The sequence below is a fragment of the Paraburkholderia humisilvae genome (assembly GCF_902859855.1).
Classification (GTDB): domain Bacteria; phylum Pseudomonadota; class Gammaproteobacteria; order Burkholderiales; family Burkholderiaceae; genus Paraburkholderia; species Paraburkholderia humisilvae.
Window position 1 is genome coordinate 152763 of the sequence record NZ_CADIKH010000004.1, and the last position, 24629, is coordinate 177391.

General features: G+C 62.4%; 18 protein-coding genes. 7 read left to right on the forward strand and 11 right to left on the reverse strand.

Annotated elements, in window-relative coordinates; translation table 11 throughout:
- Positions 1-56: 56 nt before the first annotated feature.
- The 4 genes from HV796_RS05295 to HV796_RS05310 all read left to right on the forward strand — a co-directional run bounded on the left by HV796_RS05295 (position 57) and on the right by HV796_RS05310 (position 6377).
- Positions 57-959 carry a carbohydrate ABC transporter permease gene (locus HV796_RS05295; protein WP_175225410.1) on the forward strand — a complete coding sequence of 301 codons (903 nt, stop codon included), beginning with the start codon at positions 57-59 and terminating at the stop codon, positions 957-959.
- A gap of 29 nt (positions 960-988) precedes the next feature.
- Positions 989-1840, forward strand: coding sequence for a carbohydrate ABC transporter permease (locus HV796_RS05300; protein WP_175225411.1), 852 nt, complete (start codon positions 989-991; stop codon positions 1838-1840).
- A 77-nt stretch (positions 1841-1917) separates the two neighbouring features.
- Positions 1918-3891, forward strand: coding sequence for a beta-galactosidase (locus HV796_RS05305; RefSeq protein WP_175225412.1), 1974 nt, complete (start codon positions 1918-1920; stop codon positions 3889-3891).
- Positions 3888-6377: a beta-galactosidase gene (locus tag HV796_RS05310; protein ID WP_246355707.1), complete on the forward strand. Its 2490-nt coding sequence runs from the start codon at positions 3888-3890 to the stop codon at positions 6375-6377. Before HV796_RS05305 ends, HV796_RS05310 begins: the two co-directional genes overlap by 4 nt.
- A gap of 835 nt (positions 6378-7212) precedes the next feature.
- Here HV796_RS05310 and HV796_RS05315 read toward each other — a convergent pair.
- On the reverse strand, positions 7213-8328 hold the full coding sequence (locus HV796_RS05315) for a porin (protein WP_175225550.1): 1116 nt from the start codon (positions 8326-8328) through the stop codon (positions 7213-7215).
- Positions 8329-8934: 606 nt separating this feature from the next.
- Here HV796_RS05315 and HV796_RS05320 point away from each other — a divergent pair.
- Complete coding sequence (locus HV796_RS05320; protein ID WP_175225413.1) at positions 8935-10380, forward strand: NAD-dependent succinate-semialdehyde dehydrogenase; 1446 nt, start codon at positions 8935-8937, stop codon at positions 10378-10380.
- Between the two features lie 65 nt (positions 10381-10445).
- On the opposite strand, the gene HV796_RS05325 is transcribed toward HV796_RS05320, so the two are convergent.
- The 10 genes from HV796_RS05325 to pdxR form a co-directional block, all read right to left on the reverse strand.
- Positions 10446-11567, reverse strand: coding sequence for a porin (locus HV796_RS05325; RefSeq protein ID WP_175225414.1), 1122 nt, complete (start codon positions 11565-11567; stop codon positions 10446-10448).
- A 178-nt stretch (positions 11568-11745) separates the two neighbouring features.
- The gene (speB, locus tag HV796_RS05330) at positions 11746-12720 is read right to left on the reverse strand and encodes an agmatinase (RefSeq protein WP_175225415.1); all 975 of its coding nucleotides are present in this window, start codon (positions 12718-12720) and stop codon (positions 11746-11748) included.
- Positions 12721-12767: 47 nt separating this feature from the next.
- Complete coding sequence (locus HV796_RS05335) at positions 12768-14360, reverse strand: gamma-glutamyltransferase family protein (protein ID WP_175225416.1); 1593 nt, start codon at positions 14358-14360, stop codon at positions 12768-12770.
- 13 nt (positions 14361-14373) lie between these two features.
- Positions 14374-15744 (reverse strand): aspartate aminotransferase family protein, encoded by a 1371-nt coding sequence (locus HV796_RS05340; RefSeq protein ID WP_175225417.1) that lies wholly within the window; start codon positions 15742-15744, stop codon positions 14374-14376.
- A gap of 76 nt (positions 15745-15820) precedes the next feature.
- On the reverse strand, positions 15821-16585 hold the full coding sequence (locus HV796_RS05345; RefSeq protein ID WP_175225418.1) for an ABC transporter ATP-binding protein: 765 nt from the start codon (positions 16583-16585) through the stop codon (positions 15821-15823).
- An 11-nt stretch (positions 16586-16596) separates the two neighbouring features.
- On the reverse strand, positions 16597-17322 hold the full coding sequence (locus HV796_RS05350; RefSeq protein WP_175225419.1) for an ABC transporter permease: 726 nt from the start codon (positions 17320-17322) through the stop codon (positions 16597-16599).
- Complete coding sequence (locus HV796_RS05355; protein ID WP_175225420.1) at positions 17322-18017, reverse strand: ABC transporter permease; 696 nt, start codon at positions 18015-18017, stop codon at positions 17322-17324. The genes HV796_RS05350 and HV796_RS05355 overlap by 1 nt, the downstream gene beginning before the upstream one ends.
- Positions 18018-18101: 84 nt before the next feature.
- A complete protein-coding gene (locus HV796_RS05360; RefSeq protein WP_246355708.1) occupies positions 18102-18887 on the reverse strand; it encodes an ABC transporter substrate-binding protein in 786 nt (261 codons plus the stop codon).
- Positions 18888-19023: 136 nt separating this feature from the next.
- Positions 19024-19695: a GntR family transcriptional regulator gene (locus tag HV796_RS05365; RefSeq protein WP_175225422.1), complete on the reverse strand. Its 672-nt coding sequence runs from the start codon at positions 19693-19695 to the stop codon at positions 19024-19026.
- A 306-nt stretch (positions 19696-20001) separates the two neighbouring features.
- On the reverse strand, positions 20002-21681 hold the full coding sequence (gene pdxR, locus HV796_RS05370) for a MocR-like pyridoxine biosynthesis transcription factor PdxR (protein WP_175225423.1): 1680 nt from the start codon (positions 21679-21681) through the stop codon (positions 20002-20004).
- Between the two features lie 130 nt (positions 21682-21811).
- Between pdxR and HV796_RS05375 the strand changes: the two genes are divergently transcribed.
- Both HV796_RS05375 and HV796_RS05380 read left to right on the forward strand, forming a co-directional pair.
- Positions 21812-23104, forward strand: a complete 1293-nt coding sequence (locus HV796_RS05375; protein ID WP_175225424.1) for a 4-aminobutyrate--2-oxoglutarate transaminase — start codon at positions 21812-21814, stop codon at positions 23102-23104.
- Positions 23105-23146: 42 nt separating this feature from the next.
- Positions 23147-24607 (forward strand): NAD-dependent succinate-semialdehyde dehydrogenase, encoded by a 1461-nt coding sequence (locus HV796_RS05380; RefSeq protein ID WP_175225425.1) that lies wholly within the window; start codon positions 23147-23149, stop codon positions 24605-24607.
- The last annotated feature ends 22 nt before the right edge of the window (positions 24608-24629 follow it).

A 24629-nucleotide genomic window follows, 5' to 3' on the forward strand; every position in this document is an offset into this window, starting at 1 on the left:
GTCCGCGAATCACCCGCCGTTCGCGCAGGCGAACGGTATCGAACGAGGTTTGCGTCATGTCTACCACTCTCGCCCGCCTGCCTGTGGCGCGCGGCCGCCGCACGTCCGCAGCGGGGCGTGCCCGCAACCGCGCGGCGTTCCTTTTCCTGCTGCCGGGCTGTGCGCTGTTCGCGCTGTGCGTGATCTATCCGATCTTCAACAGCATCGCGCTCAGCTTCTACAACTGGGACGGCATGACGCCGAAGACCTTTGTCGGTCTCGCCAACTATATCGAACTGTTTCATAGCGGCACCTTCTATGTCGCGCTGAAAAACAACCTGATCTGGCTCGTGTTCTTTCTGCTCGCGCCACCGCTCGGTCTGCTGTTTGCGCTGTATCTGAACCAGCAGGTGAAAGGCATACGGATCGTGAAGTCGCTCTTCTTCGCGCCGTTCGTGCTGTCCGGCGTCGTCGTGGGGCTCGTGTTCAGCTGGTTTTACGACCCGACCTTCGGCCTGCTCAAGCTGATTGTCGGTCATGGCATTCCGGTGCTCGGCGACGCGCACCTCGTGACGTACGGCATCGTCTTTGCCGCGCTCTGGCCGCAAACGCCGTACTGCATGGTGCTGTATCTGACCGGCCTGACGTCGATCAATCCCGAAGTGGTCGAGGCCGCGCGTATGGAAGGCGCGAAGGGTTTCAAGCTGCTGTGGCATGTGATCCTGCCGCAACTGCGCCCCGCCACCTTCCTCGCGATCGTGCTGACCGTGATCGGCGCGCTGCGCAGCTTCGATCTGATCGCGGTGATGAGCGGCGGCGGTCCGTTCGACAGTTCGACCGTGCTCGCCTATTACATGTACGACCAGGCGATCAAGTACTACCGCGAAGGCTATTCCGCGTCGATTGCCGTGGTGCTGTTCGCGATCATGCTCGTCTACATCGTGTTCCATCTGCGCCGGATGCTGCGCGAAGAACGCTGATTCACGCATCCCGCCCAAGGACAACCCCTATGTATCCGCTTCCCGTCGAACGCTGGAAAACCTGGAATCGCACGATCTACAAAGCGTCACTGCCGGTCGCGCTATTCATCTGGCTGCTGCCGATGCTCGCTGTGCTGGTCACGTCGATCCGTTCGTCCGAAGAGCTTGTGCAAGGCGACTACTGGACATGGCCGAAACACTTCGCTCTGCTCGATAACTACGGCACCGCGCTCACGCAAACGCCGATGCTGCACTACTTCGCCAATAGCGTGCTGATTACCGTGCCGTCGGTGCTCGGCGCGATGCTGCTCGCGTCGATGGCGGGCTTTGCGCTGGCGACCTATCGGTTCCGCGGCAATATCGTCGTGCTGTTCACCTTCGTCGCCGGCAACTTCGTGCCCGTCCAGATCCTGATGATCCCGGTGCGCGACATGGCGCTCAAAGTCGGGCTCTTCAACACCGTGTGGGCGCTGATCATTTTTCACGTGGCGTTTCAGACGGGCTTCTGCACGCTTTTTCTGCGCAATTTCATCAAGCAGTTGCCATTCGAGCTGATCGAGGCCGCGCGCGTCGAAGGCGCCGGCGAATGGACGATTTACGCGCGCATCGTGTTGCCGCTGATCCGCCCTGCACTCGCGGCGCTCGGCATTCTCGTCTTCACCTTCGTGTGGAACGACTACTTCTGGGCGCTGTGCCTGACACAGGGCGATGACGCGGCGCCGATCACGGTCGGCGTCGCCGCGCTTAAAGGGCAATGGACGACCGCGTGGAATCTCGTCGCAGCCGGCTCGGTGCTGGCCGCGCTGCCTTCGGTGCTGATGTTCTTCGCGATGCAAAAACAGTTCGTGGCCGGTCTGACGTTCGGCGCAAGCAAGGGCTGACCCCTCCCTGCATGCGTGTGTGCATGCACCACGATCGCGACGCGCCGGCGCCGCCCTGATATCTGGAGAAAACGACAATGCAACTGGGTGTTTGCTACTACCCCGAACAATGGCCCGACACCATGTGGGCGGACGACGCGCGCAGAATGGTCGAACTCGGCATCACGCATGTCCGCATTGCAGAGTTCGCATGGAGTCGCATGGAGCCGCGCGCGGGCGTCCATGACTGGACATGGCTCGATCGTGCGATCGATCTGCTCGCCGATGCTGGTCTGAAAATCGTGCTCGGCACGCCCACCGCCGCGCCGCCGAAGTGGCTCGTCGATTCGATGCCAGACATGCTGCCGGTGCGCGCGGACGGCACGACATGGAACTCCGGCTCGCGGCGTCACTACGATATTTGCAGCGAAGCGTATCGCCGCGCCTGTCTGCGCATCGTCGAAGCGATGGCGCAACGATACGGTGCGCATCCGGCTGTCGTCGCGTGGCAGACCGATAATGAACTCGGCTGTCATGAAACCGTGCCGAGCTATTCCAGGGCCGCGCGGGCGCGCTTTCAGGCGTGGCTCGCACGCCGCTACGAAACCGTCGGCAATCTGAACGCGCGCTGGGGCACCGTGTTCTGGAGCATGACCTACCCGTCGTTCGATACGGTCGAGCTGCCGCATCTGACGCCGACCGACGCGAACCCGATTCACCTGCTCGACTTCCGCCGCTTCATGTCCGACGAAGTGGCGAGCTTTCACCGCGAACAGGTCGACGTGCTGCGCCGGTATGCGCCGAACGCGGACATGCTGCACAACTTCATGGGCTTTTTCACGACCTTCGATCACTACCGCTTTGCGTCGGACAACAGTATCGACGTCGCGACGTGGGACAGCTATCCGATTGCGCGCACTGAAGTGATCGCGCTGAGCGAAGACGACAAGGCGCGCTATGCGCGCACCGGTCACCCCGATGTGTCGGCATTCGATCACGACCGCTATCGTGCGATCGGTCGGGGTCGCTTCTGGGTGATGGAACAGGAAGCGGGCCCGGTGAACTGGGCGCCGTGGAATCCGGTTCCGGCGCCGGGCATGGTGAGACTGTGGGCATACGAAGCGCTCGCGCACGGCGCGGAACTGGTGTCGTATTTCCGTTGGCGGCAGGCGCCCTTCGCGCAGGAGCAGATGCATTCGGGCCTCAATTTGCCGGACAACACGTTGTCGCCGGGTGGCCGCGAGGTGGCGCGCGCCGCGCAGGAAATCGCGCAAACCGAAGCGTTGTCCTCACTGGCGCGGCACGGTTCCGCTTCACGTGCTCAAGTCGCGCTCGTGTTCGACTATGAGACGCAATGGATGTTCGAAATCCAGCGGCACGCGAAGGCATTCGATTATCAAACGCTTGCGTTCGAGTATTACCGGACGCTGCGCGAAATGGCGCTCGACGTCGATATCGTTCCCGCAGATGCGGATCTGTCGGGCTACCGGCTGGTCGTCGTGCCGGCTCTGGCGACGCTGCCGGCGCGGCTGGTACAGACCATCGAAGCGTCTGGCGCGCAATGGGTCATCGGCCCGCGCAGCGGATCGAAAACAGCGGATTTCACGATTCCCGCCGAGCTTCCGCCCGGCGCGCTGCAAACGCTGCTGCCGTTCAAGGTGCTCGAAGTGGATTCGCTGCGGCCGACGTTGCAACCCGCCACGACACTCGAGGGCGTGTCAGGCATCGCGCTGCATTGGCGCGAGCATCTGGAAACACGCGAAGGACTGGACGTACTTGCGCGCTTTGACGACGGCTGGCCGGCGGTCGTCGCGCGCCATCACGTGCGCTATGCGAGTGCGTGGTTCGATACGGCACTGCACCGCGCGCTACTGGCAGGCGCGGCGCGCGATGCAGGCCTGCCCGTCACGTATCTTCCGCACGGACTGCGCATGCGGCGACGCGGCGACGTCACCTTCGCGTTCAACTTCGGCGCGAGCGCGATCGAAGCGCCCGCGCCTCATCGCGCCCGGTTCGTGCTGGGTCAGCGCATGCTTGGCACCGCGGACGTTTGCGCGTGGGTCGACGCATGACCGCCCGAACGGATCGCGACGCGATGCCGGCCGGCGCGCCCGCGTCTGTGAGCAGATCGGGCGCCTCGCACGACGCATCGACGACGCTGACGGTCGACGCAAGCCGCCCCGCCGACGCGCCCCTGACGGGCACCGTGCAAATGGGCTCGAACACGTCGCCCGATGGCCACACCGTCGGCATCAACAGCCGCTATCTGACGCGTAACGGCGCGCCCTGGCTGCCCGTGATGGGCGAACTGCACTACACGCGCGTCCCCGACGCGCATTGGGACGACCAACTGGCGAAAGTTGACGCAGCGGGTGTCGATATCGTCTCGTCGTATGTGATCTGGCGTCACCACGAGCCGCGCGCGGGCCATTTCGAATGGAGCGGTCGGCGCGATCTGCGGCGTTTCGTGCAAGCGTGTGCGCGGCACGGACTGCTTGCGTTCGTGCGCGTCGGCCCATGGGTTCACGCGGAAGTCCGCTATGGCGGCGTCCCCGACTGGGTTGCCGATCAGGTGCCCACGCGCAGCGACGACCCGCTGTATCTGCAGTACGTGCAGCGTTTCTTTGCGCAGATCGCAGCCCAACTCGCGGGCCTGTGGTGGAAAGACGGCGGCCCCATCATCGGCATCCAGCTCGAGAACGAATACAACCTGACGGGGCCGCAACAGGGGGCCGCGCACATCACGACGCTCAAGCGCCTCGCTCGCAACGCCGGACTCGACGCACCGCTCTATACGGTGACCGGCTGGGACAACGCGGTGTTTCCACGCGGCGAAGTGACGCCGGTATTCGGCGGCTACCCGGACTTGCCATGGGGCACATTAACCGCGACAGCACCGCCCAACGAAGTCTATGCGTTGCGCTTCACGAGCCGCGTCGGTGGCGATCTCGGCGCGCAAACTCACAATAGCGAACCGGGCGACGCTGATGCGGTAGCGGACGAGACCCCCTTTCTCGGCGCGGAGTTCGGCGGCGGCCTACCGACGATGTACCGGCGCCGGCCGGTGCTCGACCCTGACGACATAGCGGCGATGCTGCCCGTGCAACTGGGCTCGGGCGTCAACCTGTACGGGTATTACATGCTGCATGGCGGACGCAATCCGCCTGGCGACCTGAGTGGACAGGAATCGACCGCGACGGGCGGCTACAACGACGTGCCGATCGTCAATTACGATTTTCAGGCGCCGTTCGGCGCGAACGGCGAAGCGCATCCTGTGCTCGGCAAACTGCGGCCGATGCATCTGTTTCTGCGGCAATGGGGCAGCGCGCTCGCCACGTGCGCGGTCTACCCGCCCGACGTTTTGCCGCGCGGCGCCGACGATCTCGACACGCCGCGGTTTTCGGTGCGTGCGAACGGCGATCGCGCTTTCCTGTTCTTCAACAACCACGTGCGCCAGCATCCGATGCCCGCGCGACGCGGCATCCGCTTCTCGATCAAGCTTGCGACGCGCACGGTCGAGTTGCCCGCCGAGCCGATCGACATCGCACCGGGTTGCGCGTTCGTATGGCCGATCGGACTGCCTCTCGGCACCGCGCAATTGCGCTACGCGACCGTCCAACCCGTCACGCAACTGTCGACGCCTGAAGGCAATACGTATGTTTTCTCCGCAAGCGACGGCATTGTGCCCGAGTTCGCGTTCGAAACCGGCTCCGTGACTGACGTTGCATCCGTCAGCGCGGATGCCGCCACGCTGACGATCGATGAAGTCGACGGTGCGCTCGTCGTGCGAGCGGTTGCCGGCGACGCGTTGATCGTCACATGCTCAGACGGGAAACGCATGACGCTTATCACGCTGGCGCGCGCGGACGCCGAGCGGCTAAGCGTGCTGCCGTTCGCCTCACAGCGCAGGCTGATCCTGACCGACGCGACCGCGTTTGAACGCGATGGCAGCCTCGTATTGCGTTCTATTGGCATGGCGTCCTTCGATGTCGCGGTGTACCCGCCGCTTACGCGCATGCCCGACGCAGCGGATGCCAATGTCCTCGCGCAAGCGCCGCAAACAGGTCTATTCCAGCGCTTCACGCTCTCCGTGCCGCCTGTCGCATTCGACATTGGCGTCACGCCATTGCGTGCGGCGCGCACGATGCCACCCATCGTGCTGGGCGGCGCGGCGAAAGCGGCCGTTGAGCCTACGCCGGAGACCTTCGGCATCGCGGCCGCGTGGCGCATCGATCTGCCCGAACCGGCGCGGATGGCGCCCGGGTTGAGCAACGCGTACTTGTCGATCCGCTACACCGGCGATGTCGGGCGGCTGTTTTGCGGCGCAGACCTGATCGACGACCACTTCTACAATGGCTTGCCCTGGCAGATCGGCGTACGCAATGTGAAGATCGATCCGCATCAGCCGTTGATGCTCACCGTGCTGCCGCTGCGCGCCGACGCACCGATCTATCTCGACGCGCGCTACGACCCGAGACCGCGCACAAACAATCAGGTAGCCGAAGTGGAAAGCGTAAGGTGGATACCCGAGTATGAAGTGACCATTTCGGGAAAGTGACGCTGAAATCCGTTTGATTCCGGGACCCAACGCGCAGCAACGCGATTACGGTTCTTTTGCGTCCGGCTGCCGTCATTTTGTACCAGGTTTACATGCAGACGCCTATGCTATTTGCCCTTAGACGACAAGGGCAGTCACGTCTGCCTGAAATTCATCATGCCGTACTCTTGGAAAGAGGTGGCAGAGGCCTGGTGTGTCACGCTGGACGACTTTCTCGGAACGCACGGCTCAAGCCTCGCGGACTTCGACCCGTTCGAGCGCATCAGCAGAGAAGTCCAATGGTTTTCGATTGACCCGTTTGCGGCTGCGCCACTGCCGGGTGAATCGGGGCTCACGGTGCATCTATTGAAGTCGACCGCTCCTCACCTTCGTTTGACGTCGGTGCTAATGAAGGATGGTGCCCGCGCCGGCTTCGTTGCGCGCAGGCAGGAAGGCTGTGACATTGTCAGCCTTGCGCCTGATTTGCGTGGCAAGGGTCTGTCGCCAGACTTGCTGCTGGCGACCCGCGTGTTACGCGCAACCCTGAAGTATTCGGATGTGATGGATTTGCGTAGCGCGTCAAAGCAGTTGTTCTGCGGCGGAAGCTACTCGTGCGCAGGCCTCGCGTCCGCGCGCGCCGCCCACCGGCTGGCCGTGACGCGTGCCGTGGCCAAAGGCAAGGCGATCCCCGCAACGGTACTCGCACACTACGCGCGTCACCCGGAATTGCCTCCTGGGCAAAAACCGCCTGATTGTTCAGTGACGCCGTTCCATCCTCGACGCCGAGCTGCTTTGCGGCCGATGTTCCGCACGCGCAGGCATCGGCAAACGCCGCGGCCGTGCGGCCCATCGCCGATCAGAAACGCGTACGCAAGCCGACTGCGGTCACGATCTGGTTGCCCGTCGACGACGGGCCGCCCGAATTGTTGATAAACGCGACGAAGTTATGTCCAGACACATGTTGGGCCATCGCTTCGACATAGACGTCCGTGCGCTTCGAGAACGCATAGACCGCCTGCAGATTGACCTGATTCCACTTCGGATCGGCGCCGAATGTGGAGCTCTGCGTCACGTGCCCGTCGGTATGCACGTAGGCAGCGCCAACGGTGATCGCAGGGGTCACCGCGTATTTGCCGTTCAGTTCGTAGTTGTCGAATCTGACCGTGCCGTTATCCGATCCAAACGACTTCGTCCCCTGGAATTGGCTATGCGAGTACACGAAGCCCACTGTCGCGGGGCCGTACGTATAGTTCATGCCCGCCGTCGCCGTGCGCTGCACGTCCGAGCCGAGTACAAAACCGCCGGTGCCGTTCGACGGTGACTCGGCCGTATCGATGACGCCGGCGGTATTCGTGCCGTTCGACCCGTTGATTTGCAGATAGCCGGCGCCGATATTGAACGCGCCATAGTTGTAGCTCGCGCCAAAGCTATACGCACGATTCAGCGCGAAGTCCTGATTGTTCGAGAACGCGTACAGTCCGCCGAATTTGAACCCGCCAAAGCCCGGGCTCGCGTACTTCACCGCGTTGTTGATCCGGAAGCCGTGATTCAGATTGTCGTTGTCGAACGGATGCGCGAAACCGGTATCGCCAAACGTTCCAGCGACGGCCGACAGTGGCAGCACGAAGTCCGTGTTCGAGTCATATTGCCGACCGAGCGTGACCGTGCCGAAGCGCTCGCTGCTCAATCCGACGAACGCCTGCCGTCCGAAAAACTTATTGTCCTGGCCGAGTTTTCCGTTTTGAACATTAAAGCCGTTTTCGAGAACGAAGATCGCCTTCAGGCCGCCGCCCAGATCTTCCGAACCCCGCACGCCAAACCGGCTTCCGTTGATTTCGCCGCTCGTCGCCTGAAACAGCGGGCCGTGCGCGCCGGCTTTTGCGACGTTATTCGTGTAGATGAGACCTGCATCGATGATTCCATACAGCGTCACCGAGCTTTGCGCATGCGCCGCGGACGCGACCGAAGCCATCAGCGCGGCAGTAACCAGCCCTTTGTTCACTTGTGTTCCCCTGACAGCATCGAGAGTCTGTTGTTGAGGCAACCGAGTATTCAAGACTCCTGCGTCTGGAGGAAGCCGTTATCGGTAAACAGAGCTTTCCTGTTTTACTCACAAATCGATGACGGCCCGCTGACGATGTGCAATACGGACAGGTGTCGCGTGCGGACAGATGAGAAACGGAGAGTCAGCATCCTCGCGAAATTCTCACCACTAAATGAAAAATGAACCTCACGATAGAACGCCGTGTGCGGTTGCTTTCGTTTACCGTGAAAAAGCATGACGATTAATTAACCAACGTGTTTTACGTAATAATAAGGATTACATAGCATATTGCCAAGCATTCGAAACATCGTGAGCAGACGCCCGCACGCCCATCTTTTTCGCTTCACCTCAAACCGCCTGGCTGGTGGACCGGAACCCGAACACAAATTGGCTCTCAGGTGAAAAATCCAAATTTCTTTATACTGTTAGCTTGCGCAATCGTGGTTCGCCCGTACGCATCGCACCATCTACCTCGTCCGGCCGTTCATGCAACGGTCGCGTCCACACTTTGAACACGCACTGATCCGGAGAAACATGGACACCGCAACCTACACCGACACCCTATTGCTCATCGACGGCGAATGGTGCGCTAGCGCAAGCGGCAAAACCATCGACGTCGCCAATCCCGCCACCGGCAAGGTCATCGGCAAGGTCGCGCACGCCGGCATCGCCGACCTGGAGCGCGCGGTCGCCGCCGCGCGTCGCGGCTTCGAAGTGTGGCGCAAGGTCCCCGCCTACGACCGTGCCGCGCTGATGCGCAAGGCCGCCGCGCTGCTGCGCGAGCGGGCAGACTCGATCGCCCGGCTGATGACGCAGGAACAGGGCAAACCGTTTGCCGAAGCGCGCATTGAAGTGATGTCGGGCGCCGACATCATCGAATGGTTCGCCGACGAAGGCCGCCGTGCATACGGCCGGATCGTGCCGGCGCGCAATCCCGCCGCGCAACAGAGCGTCATCAAGGAGCCGGTCGGCCCGGTTGCCGCGTTTACGCCGTGGAACTTCCCGGTCAACCAGGTCGTGCGCAAGCTGTCCGCCGCGCTCACCACCGGTTGCTCGTTCCTCGTGAAGGCGCCGGAAGAAACGCCCGCATCGCCTGCGCAGTTGCTGCGCGCCTTTGTCGACGCAGGTGTGCCGGCCGGCGTGGTCGGCCTCGTATATGGCGACCCCGCGGAGATTTCCCGCTTCCTGATCTCGCATCCGGTCATCCGCAAGGTGACCTTCACCGGCTCCACCGCCGTCGGCAAGCAATTGGCGGCGCTCGCCGGCCAGCACATGAAGCGCGCGACGATGGAACTCGGCGGCCACGCGCCGGTGATCGTCGCCGAAGACGCCGATCTCGCCCTCGCCGTGCGCGCAGCCGGCGGCGCCAAGTTCCGCAACGCGGGTCAGGTCTGCATTTCGCCGACGCGTTTTCTGGTTCACAACAGCGTGCGTGAAGAATTCGCGCGCGAGCTCGTCAAGCATGCCGAAGGCCTGAAGCTCGGCGACGGCCTGACCGAAGGCACGACGCTCGGGCCGCTCGCCAACCCGCGCCGCTTGACGGCCATGACAAGCATCGTCGCGAATGCGCGCGAGAAGGGCGCGACCGTTGCGACCGGCGGCGAGCGCCTGTCCGGCGGCGGCAACTTCTTTACGCCGACCGTGCTGACCAACGTGCCGCTCGACGCGGACGTGTTCAATGAAGAACCGTTCGGCCCGATCGCGGCCATTCGCGGTTTCGATTCGCTCGAGGACGCGATTGCGGAAGCCAACCGCCTGCCCTACGGGCTCGCGGGCTACGCGTTCACGCGCTCGTTCCGCAACGTTCACCTGCTTTCGAATTCGCTCGAAGTCGGCATGCTGTGGATCAACCAGCCGGCCACGCCGTGGCCCGAAATGCCGTTCGGCGGCGTCAAGGACTCGGGCTATGGTTCCGAAGGCGGACCGGAAGCGCTCGAGCCGTACCTCGTGACGAAGTCCGTCACGGTCATGTCGGCGTAAAGCGCGTTTCGCAAGCGAAGGCTGGGGCATCGAGCCCCAGCCTTTTTATCGTCAGAACGCCGCCGTCAGAACCGGTGTCTGATACCGGCGATCACCAGTTCCTGCGTGCTCTTCCCGCCATCGACGAACGCGTCCGAAATCACCGCCTGCGCCGGTCCCAAACCGTTACTCCCCGATGCATGCCCGTAACTCGTCGTACCGTACAGATCCGTACGCTTGCTCAGCGCGTAGTCCACTGCGAGCGTGACCTGCTGATACGTGGCCGATGAATCGCCATGTGACTTCAGAATGTTGTAGCCCGTCTCGAACAGCAGTGAGGACGTCGCCTGCCACGCCGCAAATACCGACCCGTTGTTGTACCGCTCGGCGGACTCGAAAGTCGAGTGGCCGTCCGCGAGATATTCCGAGTAGCTGTAATATCCACCCAGCGTCACCGATCCCAACACATAAGTCGCACCGGCGCGCGCGATATTGATCGCGCTTGCCGTCACATAGGCATCGTTGACCGGCGAAAGAAAAATGCTGTCGGCGCTACTCGTGCCGCGCATTGACAGTGTTGGATTGCCGTTATCGATATGCGCGTAGCCGGCGGCAACGGTCAACGGCCCGTGGCTGTAACTGAGCGCGGCGTTGTACGCCTGCCCCGAAGCGACCGAGCCGGCGACCCCGCCCAAACCATACATCGCCGCTGCTTGCAGTCCACCCCACGACGGGCTCGTCCACTTGACCGCATTGCTGTTACGCACCGAGCCGTCCGCGTTGTCGACGTCGCCGGGCGCCGTGAAGTATTCGAGGAACGCATCGCCCTGAACGGACAGCACGAAATCCTGCAACGTATCCTGCTGCCGGCCGATCGTGACCGTGCCGTATCGCCCCGCCAGCCCGACGTAAGCCTTGCGCCCGAACAGCAGCCCGGAATTCAGATTGCCGTTGTTGACGTTAAAGCCATTCTGCAAATTAAATAGCGCGCTCAGGCCGCCGCCGAGATCTTCGGTGCCGCGCACGCCCCATTGACTGATCGACATCTGCCCAGACTGCAACTTGATCTGATTGCTCGCGCCACCCGTGTTGTGCGTGTACTGGATTGAATCGTCGATGATCCCGTAAAGCGTCACCGAATTCTGCGCATAGGATGTACCGCATATGACTGCGGCACATCCCGCCGCTATCGCTGCTGCCCACTTCATTGCTTTACTCTCCCGTCGATGCATGATCAAAAGAATCTGTCCAGAGTCTCACTCCAGTTTACATTTTCAATTCGTATACCTAACTTTTATTTTCAGTTTTATTTCAGCGGGAAATTCCCGCTGAGATCGACCACCCGCATCCAGCTCGGGAGGCTCGTACAGGCGGGCGTCCCCCTCGTTAGGTTTGCCGTCGCTCGTGCGCCCGCTGCCGGAACAGGCAGATCAATTCACTCGTCACGTGTGCCGCGGCAAGCGCGGTGATGTCCGCGTGATCGTATGCCGGCGCAACCTCCACTACGTCCGCGCCGACCATATCGATTGACGTCAAGCCACGTATGATCGACAGCGCCTGAGCCGTGGACAGGCCGCCTGGAACGGGGGTCCCGGTGCCCGGCGCAAAAGCCGGGTCCAGACCATCGACATCGAACGTCAAATAAGCGGGGCGTTCGCCGACAATGTCGATAATCTTCGCGATCGTTGCCTTCACGCCGTTTTCATGTACCCACGGTGCGTCGAGAATGCGGATCCCCATGAAATCGTCGTTCCACGTGCGTATGCCGATTTGCACCGAGTGTTGCGCATCGATCAACCCTTCTTTGACCGCCTTGTAGAACATCGAGCCGTGGTTCAGGCTGTCCGGCCGATCATCCGGCCATGTATCGCAATGCGCGTCGAAATGGATCAGCGACAGCGGCTTGCCGAACTTTTCCGCATGCGCGACCAGCAATGGGTAGCTGATGTAATGGTCGCCGCCCAGCGTCAGCATCCTCGCGCCGGCGTCGAGTATCGTGCGCGCATGCGCAACGATGGTTTCCTTGACGGTCGACGGATTGTGCACGTCGAGCCAGCAGTCGCCGTAGTCAATCACCGCATAGTCGTCGAACGGATTGATGCCCCACGGGTACGGCAACAACACACCGAGCTGGCTGCTCGCGGACCGGATTGCGCGCGGCCCGAGACGTGCGCCGGGCCGGTTCGTCGTCGCGATGTCGAGAGGCACGCCGGTGACGGCCAACTCGACGCCGGTCAGATCCTTCGTGTACTGGCGCCGCATAAACGACACGACCCCCGCGTACGTGTTTTCCTTCGACGAACCATATGGCGATTCACGGCGGATCGCGCCGTCGCCGCGCAAGACCTGTTGGTTTTCCATGGTGCGGATTGACTCCCCTTTGAGCGCCGCTGTAGTCGGCCTGCATGTCAGATACCGAGCGCGCAACCATCCTTGCGATGGTCCGACGCGCCGATCAGCGAGCCGGCTTCCCAATCGATGCGGATGGCCTGCGCGCCGCCGATCGCCCAGTTCGGCGCAACGAGTTCGAAGCCACGGCGCGTGAGTTCCTCGCGTGCCGGCGCGGGTAATGTGCTCTCCGCCTCCACAAGCAAGGTGCCCGGCCGCGGGAACACGCGTGGCAAATCGATCGCCGTTTGCATGTCGAGACCGTAGTCCAGCACCTTCGACAGGAAGTGCGCGTGTCCCATCGCCTGATAGTGGCCGCCCATCACGCCGAACGTCATCTGTACCTTGCCGTCTTTCGTCACCATGCCGGGAATGATCGTATGCATCGGCCGCGCGTGCGGCGCGATGGCATTCGGGTGACCTTCTTCGAGCACGAAGCTTTGTCCGCGGTTATGCAGCATCACGCCGCTTTCCGGCGACATGATGCCGCTGCCGAATGGATGGAACAGCGAGTTGATGAAACTTGCGCAATTCCGGTCCTTGTCGACCACGCAGATATAAACCGTGTCTTTGTGTTCCGCGGTTTTCATCCGCGGCGCACCGTCCGACATGCGTTGCGTGCCGATGCGCGAGCGCAGGGTTCGTATCGATTCATCGGCCAGCAGTTGCTCGACGTCCATCGGCTGACCGCCCGGGTCGCCAAGCGCTGCGTCGCGAATCGCATAGGCGATGCGCGTCGCTTCGATTTCGCGCTGCAAACGATCCGCGCCGAGCGGATCGTCGTTCGCGTCGAAGCCTTCGAGCATCTTAAGGATCAGCAGCGCGACCACACCCTGTCCGTTTGGTGGACACTCGTGCACGTCGTAACCTCTGAAACTGGCCTTGATCGGCTGCACATACTCGCCGTGAGATTGCGCGAAGTCGTCCATCGTGTGCAGCCCGCCCAATCCGCGCAGACAGGCGACGATGTCCTCGGCGATCCAGCCCTCGTAAAACACGCGCGCTCCCGCCTCCGCGATTGCTTCGAGCGAGCGCGCGAGCAGCGGTTGCCGATGCACGCTTCCCGCCCGCGGCGGTTTGCCGTCGACCAGCATGCGCTGCCGGCTCGTCTTGTCGAGCGACAGCAGTTGAGCCTGATTCGCCCAATCCAACGCCGCGCGCGGCGCGACCGCGTAACCATCGCGCGCGAGCCTGATTGCGGGCGCAAGCAGTTGCTTAAGCGGCAACGAACCGTGATCCCGCGCAAGCATCGCCCACGCATCGACCGCGCCGGGCACCGTCACCGCATGCGGCGATTGACGCTCGAGGGTCGTCACGCCGCGTGAGCGAAGCGCGGCGACGTTCGCCGCAGCCGGCGCCCAGCCTGAACCGTTGAAGCCGACGATATCGTCCGATCCGCGCCGCGAGTAAAGCGCAAAGCAGTCGCCCCCGATGCCGGTCGAACCGGGCTCGACGACGCACTGCACCGCGCAGGCGGCAAGCGCCGCATCCATTGCATTGCCGCCCACTTCGAGCACCCTGACCGCGGCAAGCGTCGACGCCGGATGTGACGTCGCCGCCATGCCGTCGGTCGACATGACAAGCGAGCGCCCCGGCTGTTCGAAATTTCTCATCGCCGTGCCCCGATCAGCGGTTAGCCAGCGACTTGCGCCATGCGAGCGTATCGTCCAGCGCCTTCTTCGACGCGTCGAACATTGCGTCGATCTGGTCGTGCGTGATGATCAGCGGCGGGCAGAAGTTGAACGTATCGCCGAGCGCACGGGTGATCACGCCATACGTCAACGCGCACTTGCCGGCATGAATCGCCACCCCTTCGGCAGGCGGGAACGGCTCCTTCGTTTCCTTGTTCGCGACGAGTTCGACGGCGGCCAGCAAACCTGAGCCACGCGCCTCGCCGACCAGTGGATGCCTGCTGAGTTCCGCCAGGCGTTCGTGGAAATGCGGCATCACGCTTCTGACGTGTTCGAGAATGCCGTCCTCCTCATAAATGCGCAGTGTCTCGAGCGCGACGGCCGCGCACACCGGATGACCGCTATACGTGAAGCCATGACCGAACGTGCCGATCTTTTCGCTTTCCGAAACCAGCCCGCGATAGATCGTCTCGTTGACCATCAGCGCGGAAATGGGCAGATAGCCGGCTGAAAGCTGCTTGGCCATCACGATCATGTCGGGGCGCATGCCATACGTTTCCGATCCGAACAGATTGCCGGTGCGGCCGAAGCCGCAAATCACCTCATCGGCGACGAGCAGAATGTCATAGCGGTTCAGCACAGCCTGAATCTTTTCCATGTACGTGGCGGGCGGAACGATCACGCCGCCGGACGCCATGACCGGCTCTGCGAAGAACGCCGCGATCGTCTCGGCGCCTTCTTTCAGGATCAGTTGTTCGAGCGACTCGGCGCAGCGCGTCGCGAACTGCTCCTCCGTTTCGCCCGGGTTCGCATGGCGATAGTGGTGCGGGCAGTCCGTGTGCAGGATCCGATCGATCGGCAAATCGAAGTCACGGTGATTATTTGTCAGCCCCGTCAAACTTGCCGATACAATCGTCACGCCGTGATACGCACGCATCCGCGAGATAATCTTCTTCTTGTTCGGCCGCCCAAGCGCATTGTTGTAATACCAGATCAGCTTCACCGCGGTGTCGTTGGCTTCGGAGCCGGAATTGGCGAAAAACACCTTCGACATCGGCACCGGCGCTAACGAGATCAGCTTCTGCGCCAGCAGGATCGACGGCTCCGACGACTTATGCCCGAACGCGTGATAGAACGGCAGCTTGCGCATTTGCCGGTCCGCCGCGTCGGCCAGCCGCCGTTCGCTGAAGCCTAGCGACGCACAAAACAGTCCGCCCAACGCTTCGATATAGCGCTTGCCTTCCGTGTCATACACATAGATGCCTTCACCGCGATCGATCACCATCGGTCCCACTTCGCGATGCAGACTCAGGTTCGTATAAGGGTGAAGATGGTAATTGATGTCGTTCTGTTTCAGATTTTGCATTGGAGCCGTCCTTGATTCGTCTCTTCCATGAATTCAAGCTCGATTGCTGCCACTTGTGTTGATCCGTGCGACGGCGTTACTTCATCGCACCGCACAGAAACTTTTGAAGGCGCTCGCTTCTCGGTGTTTTCAGCACTTCGCGGGGATGCCCCTCCTCCTCCACGACGCCCTGATGCAAAAAGACCACGTGGTTCGACACTTCACGCGCAAAGCCCATTTCGTGCGTCACGACGATCATCGTGCGTCCCTCTTCCGCGAGCTCGCGCATCACCTTCAATACGTCGCCCACCCGTTCAGGGTCGAGCGCCGAGGTTGGCTCATCGAACAGCAACGCGTCCGGCTCCATCGCCAGTGCGCGCGCGATCGCGATGCGCTGCTGCTGCCCGCCGGACAAGTGCGTCGGATAGGCATTCGCGAAGCGCGACATGCCGACCTGCTCCAGATAGCGCTGCGCGCGCTCCGTGGCTTCTGCCCTGGTGAGCCTCAGCACGTGACGGGGCGCTTCGACCACGTTTTCAAGCGCCGTCATATGCGCCCATAGATTGAAGTGCTGAAACACCATCGCGAGCCGCGTTCGCATCTTGCGCAACTGCACCGGGTCCGATATCCGGATCTGTCCGCTTCGGTCGACGGAGGTCTTCACCTCGGCGCCGTTCAGTGACACACGCCCCGACGAAGGCGATTCGAGAAAATTGATACAACGCAGCAGCGTGCTTTTGCCCGAGCCGGACGAGCCGATCATGCTAATCACGTCCCCGCGCTTCGCGACCAGCGAGATGCCCTTGAGCACCTCGTTTTCGCCATACCACTTATAAAGATTCTCGACAGTGAGTGCATTCATGAGTCGTCGCTCTAGCCTCTGGCAAGGTGGGTAAAGTGCTGTGGCCGCAGATGGATGAGATATCTGCGCTCGGTCAACCGGATTACGAACGTCATGATCGAGGTCAGCCCGAAATAGACGGTTCCCACCGAAATAAACGCCTCAAACGGCGCGTAGTAGTTCGCGTAAAAATCGCGTGCGGCTCCGGTCAGATCGACCAACGTGATCGCGCTGACGAGCGACGTGCCGTGCAGCATCAGGATGACTTCATTGCTGTACGCCGGAATGAAGCGGCGCAACGCGGAGGGCAGCAGAATCCGCCGCCATGCGGTCAGCGGGCTCATGCCATAGGCTTGCGCGGCCTCGATTTCGCCGTACGGCGTCGTTCGCAATGCGCCGGCGAGGATTTCCGTCGTGTATGCGCAGGTGTTTGCGGTCAGCGCGATCAGCGCGCAGCTGAATGGATCGCGCAGCAGCGACAGCACCAGGTTGCCGCGCTGCCACGCATCCTGTACCCATTGAAACTGGCCGAATCCGTAGTAGACGATCATCAGTTGCGCGAGCAACGGTGTACCACGTATGAACCATGTATAAGCCGCCACCGGGCCGCTCAACAACCGGTTCGGCGAAATGCGCAATACGGCGAGCGGAATGGCAAGCAACAGGCCAAGGCACAGCGAGTAAACCGTGAGCTGCACGGTGATCCACAGCCCGCTTGCATAGGCCGGGAACAGTTGGGCGAGTTCGTCGTAGCTCATCAGTGGGGTCTCCCTTCACGCACGCCGCGGTTCAATTTCACACGCGTCCGTGCAAGGCACGCCGTCGAACCCGAGGTCACCAGCAGATAGACGACACATGCCGCGAGATAGAAGGTCATCGGCGCCTGCGTCGTGCGGCCGGCCTGGTCCGCGATAAACATCACGTCATGCAGACCGATCAGCGAAGCGATGGCCGTTGTCTTCAGCAGCACGAGCCAGTTATTGACGGCCGCGGGCAATGCGAGACGAATCATCTGTGGAAACAGGATGCGGCGGAACGCGAGCCATCCAGAAAAGCCGTATGCGCGGGCAGCCTCCATCTGGCCGCGCGGCACGCTCAGAATCGCGCCGCGGAATGTCTCGGTGTAGTACGCGCCGAAGATCAGGCCAATCGTGAATACGGCGGTCACGAACGCGTTGACGTCCGGCGCGTGAAAGCCGAACGCAGCGCAGATTCGGTTGAGGACGATCTGGCCGCCGTAAAACACCAGCAGCATCATCACAAATTCGGGCACGCCGCGAATCAGCGTCGTATAGGCGGTGGCCATCGACACCAGCGAACGTGAATTCGACAGTTTCGCCAGCGCGCCCGCCATCCCGACGCACACGGCGAGAATGACCGACGACACGGCAAGCACGAGCGTGAGCCCGGCGCCTCTGATCAACGCCGGCAAATAGTCCTGCAGGTCGGACATGGCAATCCCTTTGATCTTCGTCAGGCTCTTCTGTCATGCAACGAAACCGGCAGGCAGGTACGGCGCTGCCGGCTGGCGGCGAGATCAGTAGATGTCGAAGTCGAAATACTTCTTTTCGATGGATTGGTAGACGCCGTTAGCGCGAATCGCTTCGATCGCCTGATTGAACTGCACCCGCAGATCGTCGTCGGACTTGCGAACGGGAATGCCGTAGCCCTCGCCCAGCAGCGTTTTCTGCTCGGACGTCGTGCCGACGATGGGCGCGCCGACGAACTTGTAATTGGCGCCCTCGGGCTTCGTCAGGAACGCGGAGTACGCGGCCGTCGCATCCTGCAGCGCGGCGTCGATACGTCCGGAACGCAGGTCGAGGAACACTTCGTCCTGCGTCGGATAGCGAACCAGTTGAACGCCGTTCGGCACCCAGTACGCACTCGCATACTTGTCCCCGAGTGTGCCGCGCTGCACGCCGACGCGCTTCCCCTTGAGTTCGACCGGATTCGCATCCTTGATCGAACTGTTCTTCGCGACCACGAGCCGACGCGGCGTGTTGTAGTACTTCTCGGTAAACGCGACCTTCTGCTTGCGCTCGGCGGTAATCGCCACCGACGCGACGATCGCATCGATCTTTTCCGCCTGCAGCGCCGGAATGAGACCATCCCAACTGATCTGCACCAGCGTGCAGTTCGCATGCATTTGCGCGCACAGCGCGTGAATCATGTCGATATCGAAGCCCACCGGCTTGCCGTCGGGCTGGATCGACGAGAACGGCGGGTAGGCGCCCTCGTAGCCGATGCGGATGTCTTTCCATTCTTTTGCATGCGCGTTGATCGCGCCCAGCGCGATGGCGATCAGCAACAGGTATTTCTTCATGCCTCGTCTCATATCGATGCTCTAAATAGGGGATCCCGTTGAAAATGACAGCTTGAAATCATCAGATAGAAAACGCATTATTGAGTAGTACACCTTACCGATATAAAAATCGGCTATCACATCACGGCAAATATCGTTAGCTATCGGTCGTCATCCAGTCGCGCAATGCGGGTACGGTTGCCTCGATATGTTCGCGCACCGCCGCTTCGAGCAGCAGCGGGTCGCCAGCCTTGATCGCGCTGATGATCGTCATATGGTCGTCGCGAGACGTCATCGGCTTGTCGGCCAGTTCCAGCCAAAGACGCATATGCGGCTCCATCACGGTATGCAGCCCGCCGATCTGTGCAATGAGGCGGCGGCGGCCGCATAGCTGGCACAGGTACTCGTGAAAGTTGCGGTGCGCAGTCACCCACTGCTGAACATCCGGTTCGAGGCGCTCCATCACGTCGATCAGGCGCGTCAACTCCGCGATGTGTTCCGGCGTGATCTTCGGCAAGGCCATGCGCGCGGCAAGTCCTTCGAGCGCGCCGCGCATGCAGAACACCTCTTCCATTTCGTCCGCATCGAGGCCACGCACAAGCGCGCCCCGATTGGGCCGGATCACGACCAGCCCTTCGCTCGCAAGCCGGCGGAACGCTTCGCGCACCGGCATGCGGCTTGTGTTGATTTCAGCGGCGATCTCTTCGGGGATCAGACGGTCGCCCGCTTTGTAGGTGCCCATCCGGATGCGATAGAGCACATACGCGTACGCCTCTTCTTCGGCCGTCGCGGGAAAACGGGCATGCAGGGAATGCGTAGGAGTGTTCATCGTCAGACGGCGTCCTCGCGTGAACGTGGTGCGAGCGATGACGCACCGCTCGCCAGGCCAGTGCTTTTCCGGCGCCCCGCCCGTTGAATGGACCTTGTACGCGCCGTTGCGCTTCTGTCATGTCGACGACTGATACGCATCATGAAAAGATTTTGTAAGAGTGGATATTTGTATCTGTGGATGCAATATACCCCGCCAAAAATGATGTCGAATAGTAGTTAACCCTGAGAAAGCGACCCGAGTCCGGTCGTGCGGAAAATGAAATTGGCAGTGCCACGCATTGTGCGAATCGCGCAGCCGTGGCGCTCAGGCGAATTGCGGCAGCGTCGCGACAATGGACTGCGCAAGCGTGTCGAAAGCCAGAGCGATCTCGTCGTCCGGCACGCATGCGTAGCCGAGCAGCAGGCCGGCCGACGCGTGCGACGGATCGGCGTAGTAGCCGGATAACGGCCGCACGATAATGTTGCGCTCCAGCGCCGCGTTGGCCACAGCGCGATCGTCGGCGCCTTCGGGCAAAGGCATCACAAGGTGCAGCCCCGCATCGCCGCCGACCGCCGCAAACGCGTCGCCCAGGCGCTGCGCGGCGGCGTCGAGCAATCGTTGACGACGTTGTCCATAAAGCGTGCGCATCTTGCGGATATGCGACGCGAAATGCCCTTCCGCGATAAATTCGGCCAGCACGGCCTGCTGCAGCAGTTGCCCCTCGCGATACAGTTCAGCACTCGCCGTGGCAAAGCTTTCCGCGAGCGCTTCGGGTACGACGAGATAGCCGACACGCAGCCCAGGAAAAAGCGTCTTGCCGAAGCTGCCGACGTAGATCACCTGTCCCGTGGTATCGAGTCCCTGCAGCGACGCGAGCGGCCGGCTGCCGTAGCGGAACTCGCTGTCGTAATCGTCTTCAATGATCCAGCACTGGGTCTGCCGCGCATACTCGAGCAGCATGCGGCGTCGCGCGAGGCTCATCACCATGCCTAGCGGGTACTGATGCGATGGCGTGACAAGCATCAGCTTCGGTGGTTGGGCGAGATCGGCAGGCGTCGGATTAATGCCTTCATCATCGACCGCGATCGGCCGCAGTTGCAGCCCGGATACCTGTAACACGCTGCGCACACCCCAATAGCACGGGTCCTCGGTCCAGATCACATCGCCCGGGTCGGATAACAGCCGCACCGCCAGATCGATCGACTGATGAATGCCGGTCGTGATCACCACCTGCTGCGGCGTGCAACGCACCGAGCGCGACGCGCGCAGATAGTCGGCCAATGCATGCCGCAAGAGTGCGGAGCCACCGCCCGGTGCATAGGTCAGCAGGTCGTGCCGTGCGCGCCGCCAGTACCTGTTCTGCAAGCGGCTCCAGACGCGCGCCGGGAATCGCGTGACGTCCGGCACGCCAGGCATGAAGGCGCCCCACTGCCGCTTCGACACGCCGGCGCCCGCGAGCCGGCGCTGGCCGCGCGCGGATAGCGAGCGACGCATAGGCAAAGCCGGCGTTTCAGGTGCTGCGTGTTGCGACATGGCGTGCCGCGTTGGCTGCGCCGTCGAGCCCGACGCCTCCCACCCGGTACACGCGGACTGCTCGTCGCGCGGCACGCCGCTGCCTGCCACCCCGTGCGTCGTGAGCGTGGCACTACCCGTGTCACCCCGCCAATCCGCCGCACGCCGCGTCGCGCCCCGCAACAGATCGACTGCGTGTTCTGGTACGCCGACGATTTCGTCCGGCGACGTATCCATCACGAACGTGCCTCGCCCGGTCGCCGCTGAAACATACCCTTCCAGCACGAGCTGTTCGTAGACCTGCGTGACCGTATTGCGCCCGACGTCCAACTCGAGCGCCAGCAAGCGCGACGACGGCAACCGGGTGCCCGCTGCCAGCTCGCGCGACAGGATGGCCTGCTGCAGCAGCTGGTGCAGTTGCCGGTACAACGGCTGATCGCCGCGGCGATCGAGCCGTTGCGCCAGCCAGTCGGACAACATCGTGGCCCGCAAGATTGGCTCCTTCATTTTTACAAAGATGGCTCTCAAACCAGGAGCCAAAGCTGATTATAGTCGGCCACATCAATCGCTCGCGCCCCGCCGCGGACGCAGCCCACCCAAACCGGACGACCCAGGAGGAGTGATGAGTGCCAGCAACGCTGACCTGCAACAACGCAAGAATGCCGCGACGCCACGTGGCGTTGGCGTGATGTGCGACTTCTATGCGGACCGCGCGCTGAATGCGGAACTGTGGGACATCGAGGGCCGCCGCTTTATCGACTTCGCGGCCGGCATTGCGGTAACGAACACGGGTCACCGGCATCCGAAGATCGTCGCGGCGCTTCGCGAACAGCTCGACCGCTTCACGCACACCGCGTATCAGATCGTGCCGTATGCGTCGTATGTCGAACTCGCCGAAAAGGTCAACGCGCGGGCGCCCGGCAAGCATGCAAAGAAGACCGCCTTCTTTACGACCGGCGCCGAAGCCGTTGAAAACGCGATCAAGATTGCGCGCGCCGCAACCGGCCGGCCGGGCGTGATCGCATTCACCGGCGGCTTTCACGGCCGCACGATGATGGGCATGGCGCTGACCGGCAAAGTCGCGCCGTACAAGGTCGGCTTCGGCCCGTTCCCTTCGGATGTGTTTCATGCACCGTTTCCGAATCCGTTGCATGGCGTCACAGCCGCCGACTCGCTCAAGGCACTCGAGCACCTGTTCAAGGCCGACATCGATCCGCAGCGCGTCGCCGCGATTATTTTCGAACCGGTGCAAGGCGAAGGCGGCTTCTATCCGGCGCCGGCCGAGTTCGTGCGCGGCTTGCGCGCGTTGTGCGACACGTACGGCATCCTGCTGATCGCCGATGAAGTGCAGACCGGATTTGCGCGCACGGGCAAGCTGTTCGCGATGGAGCACTACGACATCGTGCCCGATCTGATGACGATCGCGAAGAGCCTGGCGGGCGGCATGCCGCTGTCGGGCGTCGTGGGTCGCGCGGACGTGATGGATGGGCCCGCGCCGGGCGGTCTCGGCGGAACCTACGCGGGCAATCCGCTTGCCATCGCCGCCGCGCACGCGGTGCTCGACATCATCGATAGCGAGGCACTGTGCGACCGCGCGGCCGCGTTCGGCGAGCGCCTGAAGGCGAAGCTGACCGCACTGCGCGCGAGCGTGCCGCAAATCGCCGATGTCCGTGGCCCGGGCGCGATGATCGCCGTTGAATTCAGCAAGCCGGGGGCGCCGCACGAACCGGACGCGGCCTTTACGAAGCGCGTGCAGACGCGCGCGCTGGAGCGCGGGCTGCTGCTGCTCGCCTGCGGCGTCTACTCGAACGTGATCCGCTTCCTGTTCCCGCTGACGATCGAAGAGAAGGTGTTCGACGAGGCGCTGGCGATTCTCGAAGACGTGCTGAAGGAAACCGCCAGCATAGCCGCCTGACGCCGTGGCCAGCCTGCCCCACCTGCACAACACATCGACACCATGACCACTATTCAGCTCAGAGATCCTTCGCTGCTGCAAACGAAGTGCTACATCGCCGGCGAGTGGCAAGACGCCGACACACAACAAACCTTCGACGTGACCGATCCGGCGAGCGGAACGGTGATCGCGCGCGTGCCGAAGATGGCCGAGGCGGAAACGCGCCGCGCGATCGATGCGGCGCATCGCGCGTGGCCCGCATGGCGCAAGAAAACGGCCAGGGAACGCGGCGCGATTCTGCGCAAGTGGTCTGACCTGATGATCGCGAACCTCGACGATCTCGCGCTGATCCTGACGACCGAGCAAGGCAAGCCGCTTGCCGAAGCGAAAGGCGAGATCCAGTACGCCGCATCGTTTATCGAATGGTTCGGCGAGGAAGCGAAGCGCACCTACGGCGACGTGATTCCGACCGTCGCCAGCGATCGCCGCATCGTGGTCACGAAGGAGCCGATCGGCGTCTGCGCGGCCATCACGCCGTGGAATTTTCCGGCGGCGATGATCACGCGCAAGGTCGGCCCGGCGCTGGCCGCCGGCTGCCCGATGATCGTGCGGCCGGCCGACGCGACCCCGCTGTCCGCGCTTGCACTGGCCGTGCTGGCCGAACGCGCGGGTGTGCCCAAGGGCGTGTTCAGTGTCGTGACGGGCAGCTCGCGCACGATCGGCGCGGAAATGACCGGCAACCCGCTGGTGCGCAAACTATCGTTCACCGGGTCGACGCCGGTCGGCAGCCTGCTGATGGCGCAGTGCGCGCCGACCATCAAGAAGCTGTCGCTCGAACTAGGCGGCAATGCACCGTTTATCGTGTTCGACGATGCGGATATCGACGAAGCAGTGGCGGGCGCCATCGCGTCGAAGTACCGCAACTCCGGGCAAACCTGCGTGTGCACCAATCGCTTCTATGTACACGACCGCGTCTACGAAACGTTCGCGGCGAAGTTGACGGATGCGGTCAAGCAACTGAAGGTCGGCCGCGGCACTAGCGAAGGCGTGACGCAAGGTCCGCTGATTAACGAAGCCGCGGTGCTGAAGGTCGAGAGCCATATTCAGGACGCGCTCGACCAGGGCGCCCGCGTGCTGACCGGCGGCAAGCGCCACGCGCTCGGTCACGGCTTCTTCCAGCCGACCGTGCTCGCCGATGCGAAGCCATCGATGCTGCTCGCGCGCGATGAAACGTTCGGGCCACTCGCGCCCCTCTTCCGCTTCCATTCCGATGAGGAAGTGGTCGAACTCGCGAACGACACCGAGTTCGGCCTCGCCGCCTACTTCTATAGCCGCGACATCGGTCGCATCTGGCGTGTCGCGGAGGCGCTCGAGTACGGCATGGTCGGCATCAACACCGGCCTTATTTCAAATGAAGTCGCACCGTTCGGCGGCGTCAAGCAGTCGGGCGTGGGCCGCGAAGGCTCGCACTATGGGATCGACGAGTACATGGTGATCAAATACATGTGCATGGGCGGCATTTGATCCACGCGCGTCAGCCCGGTCG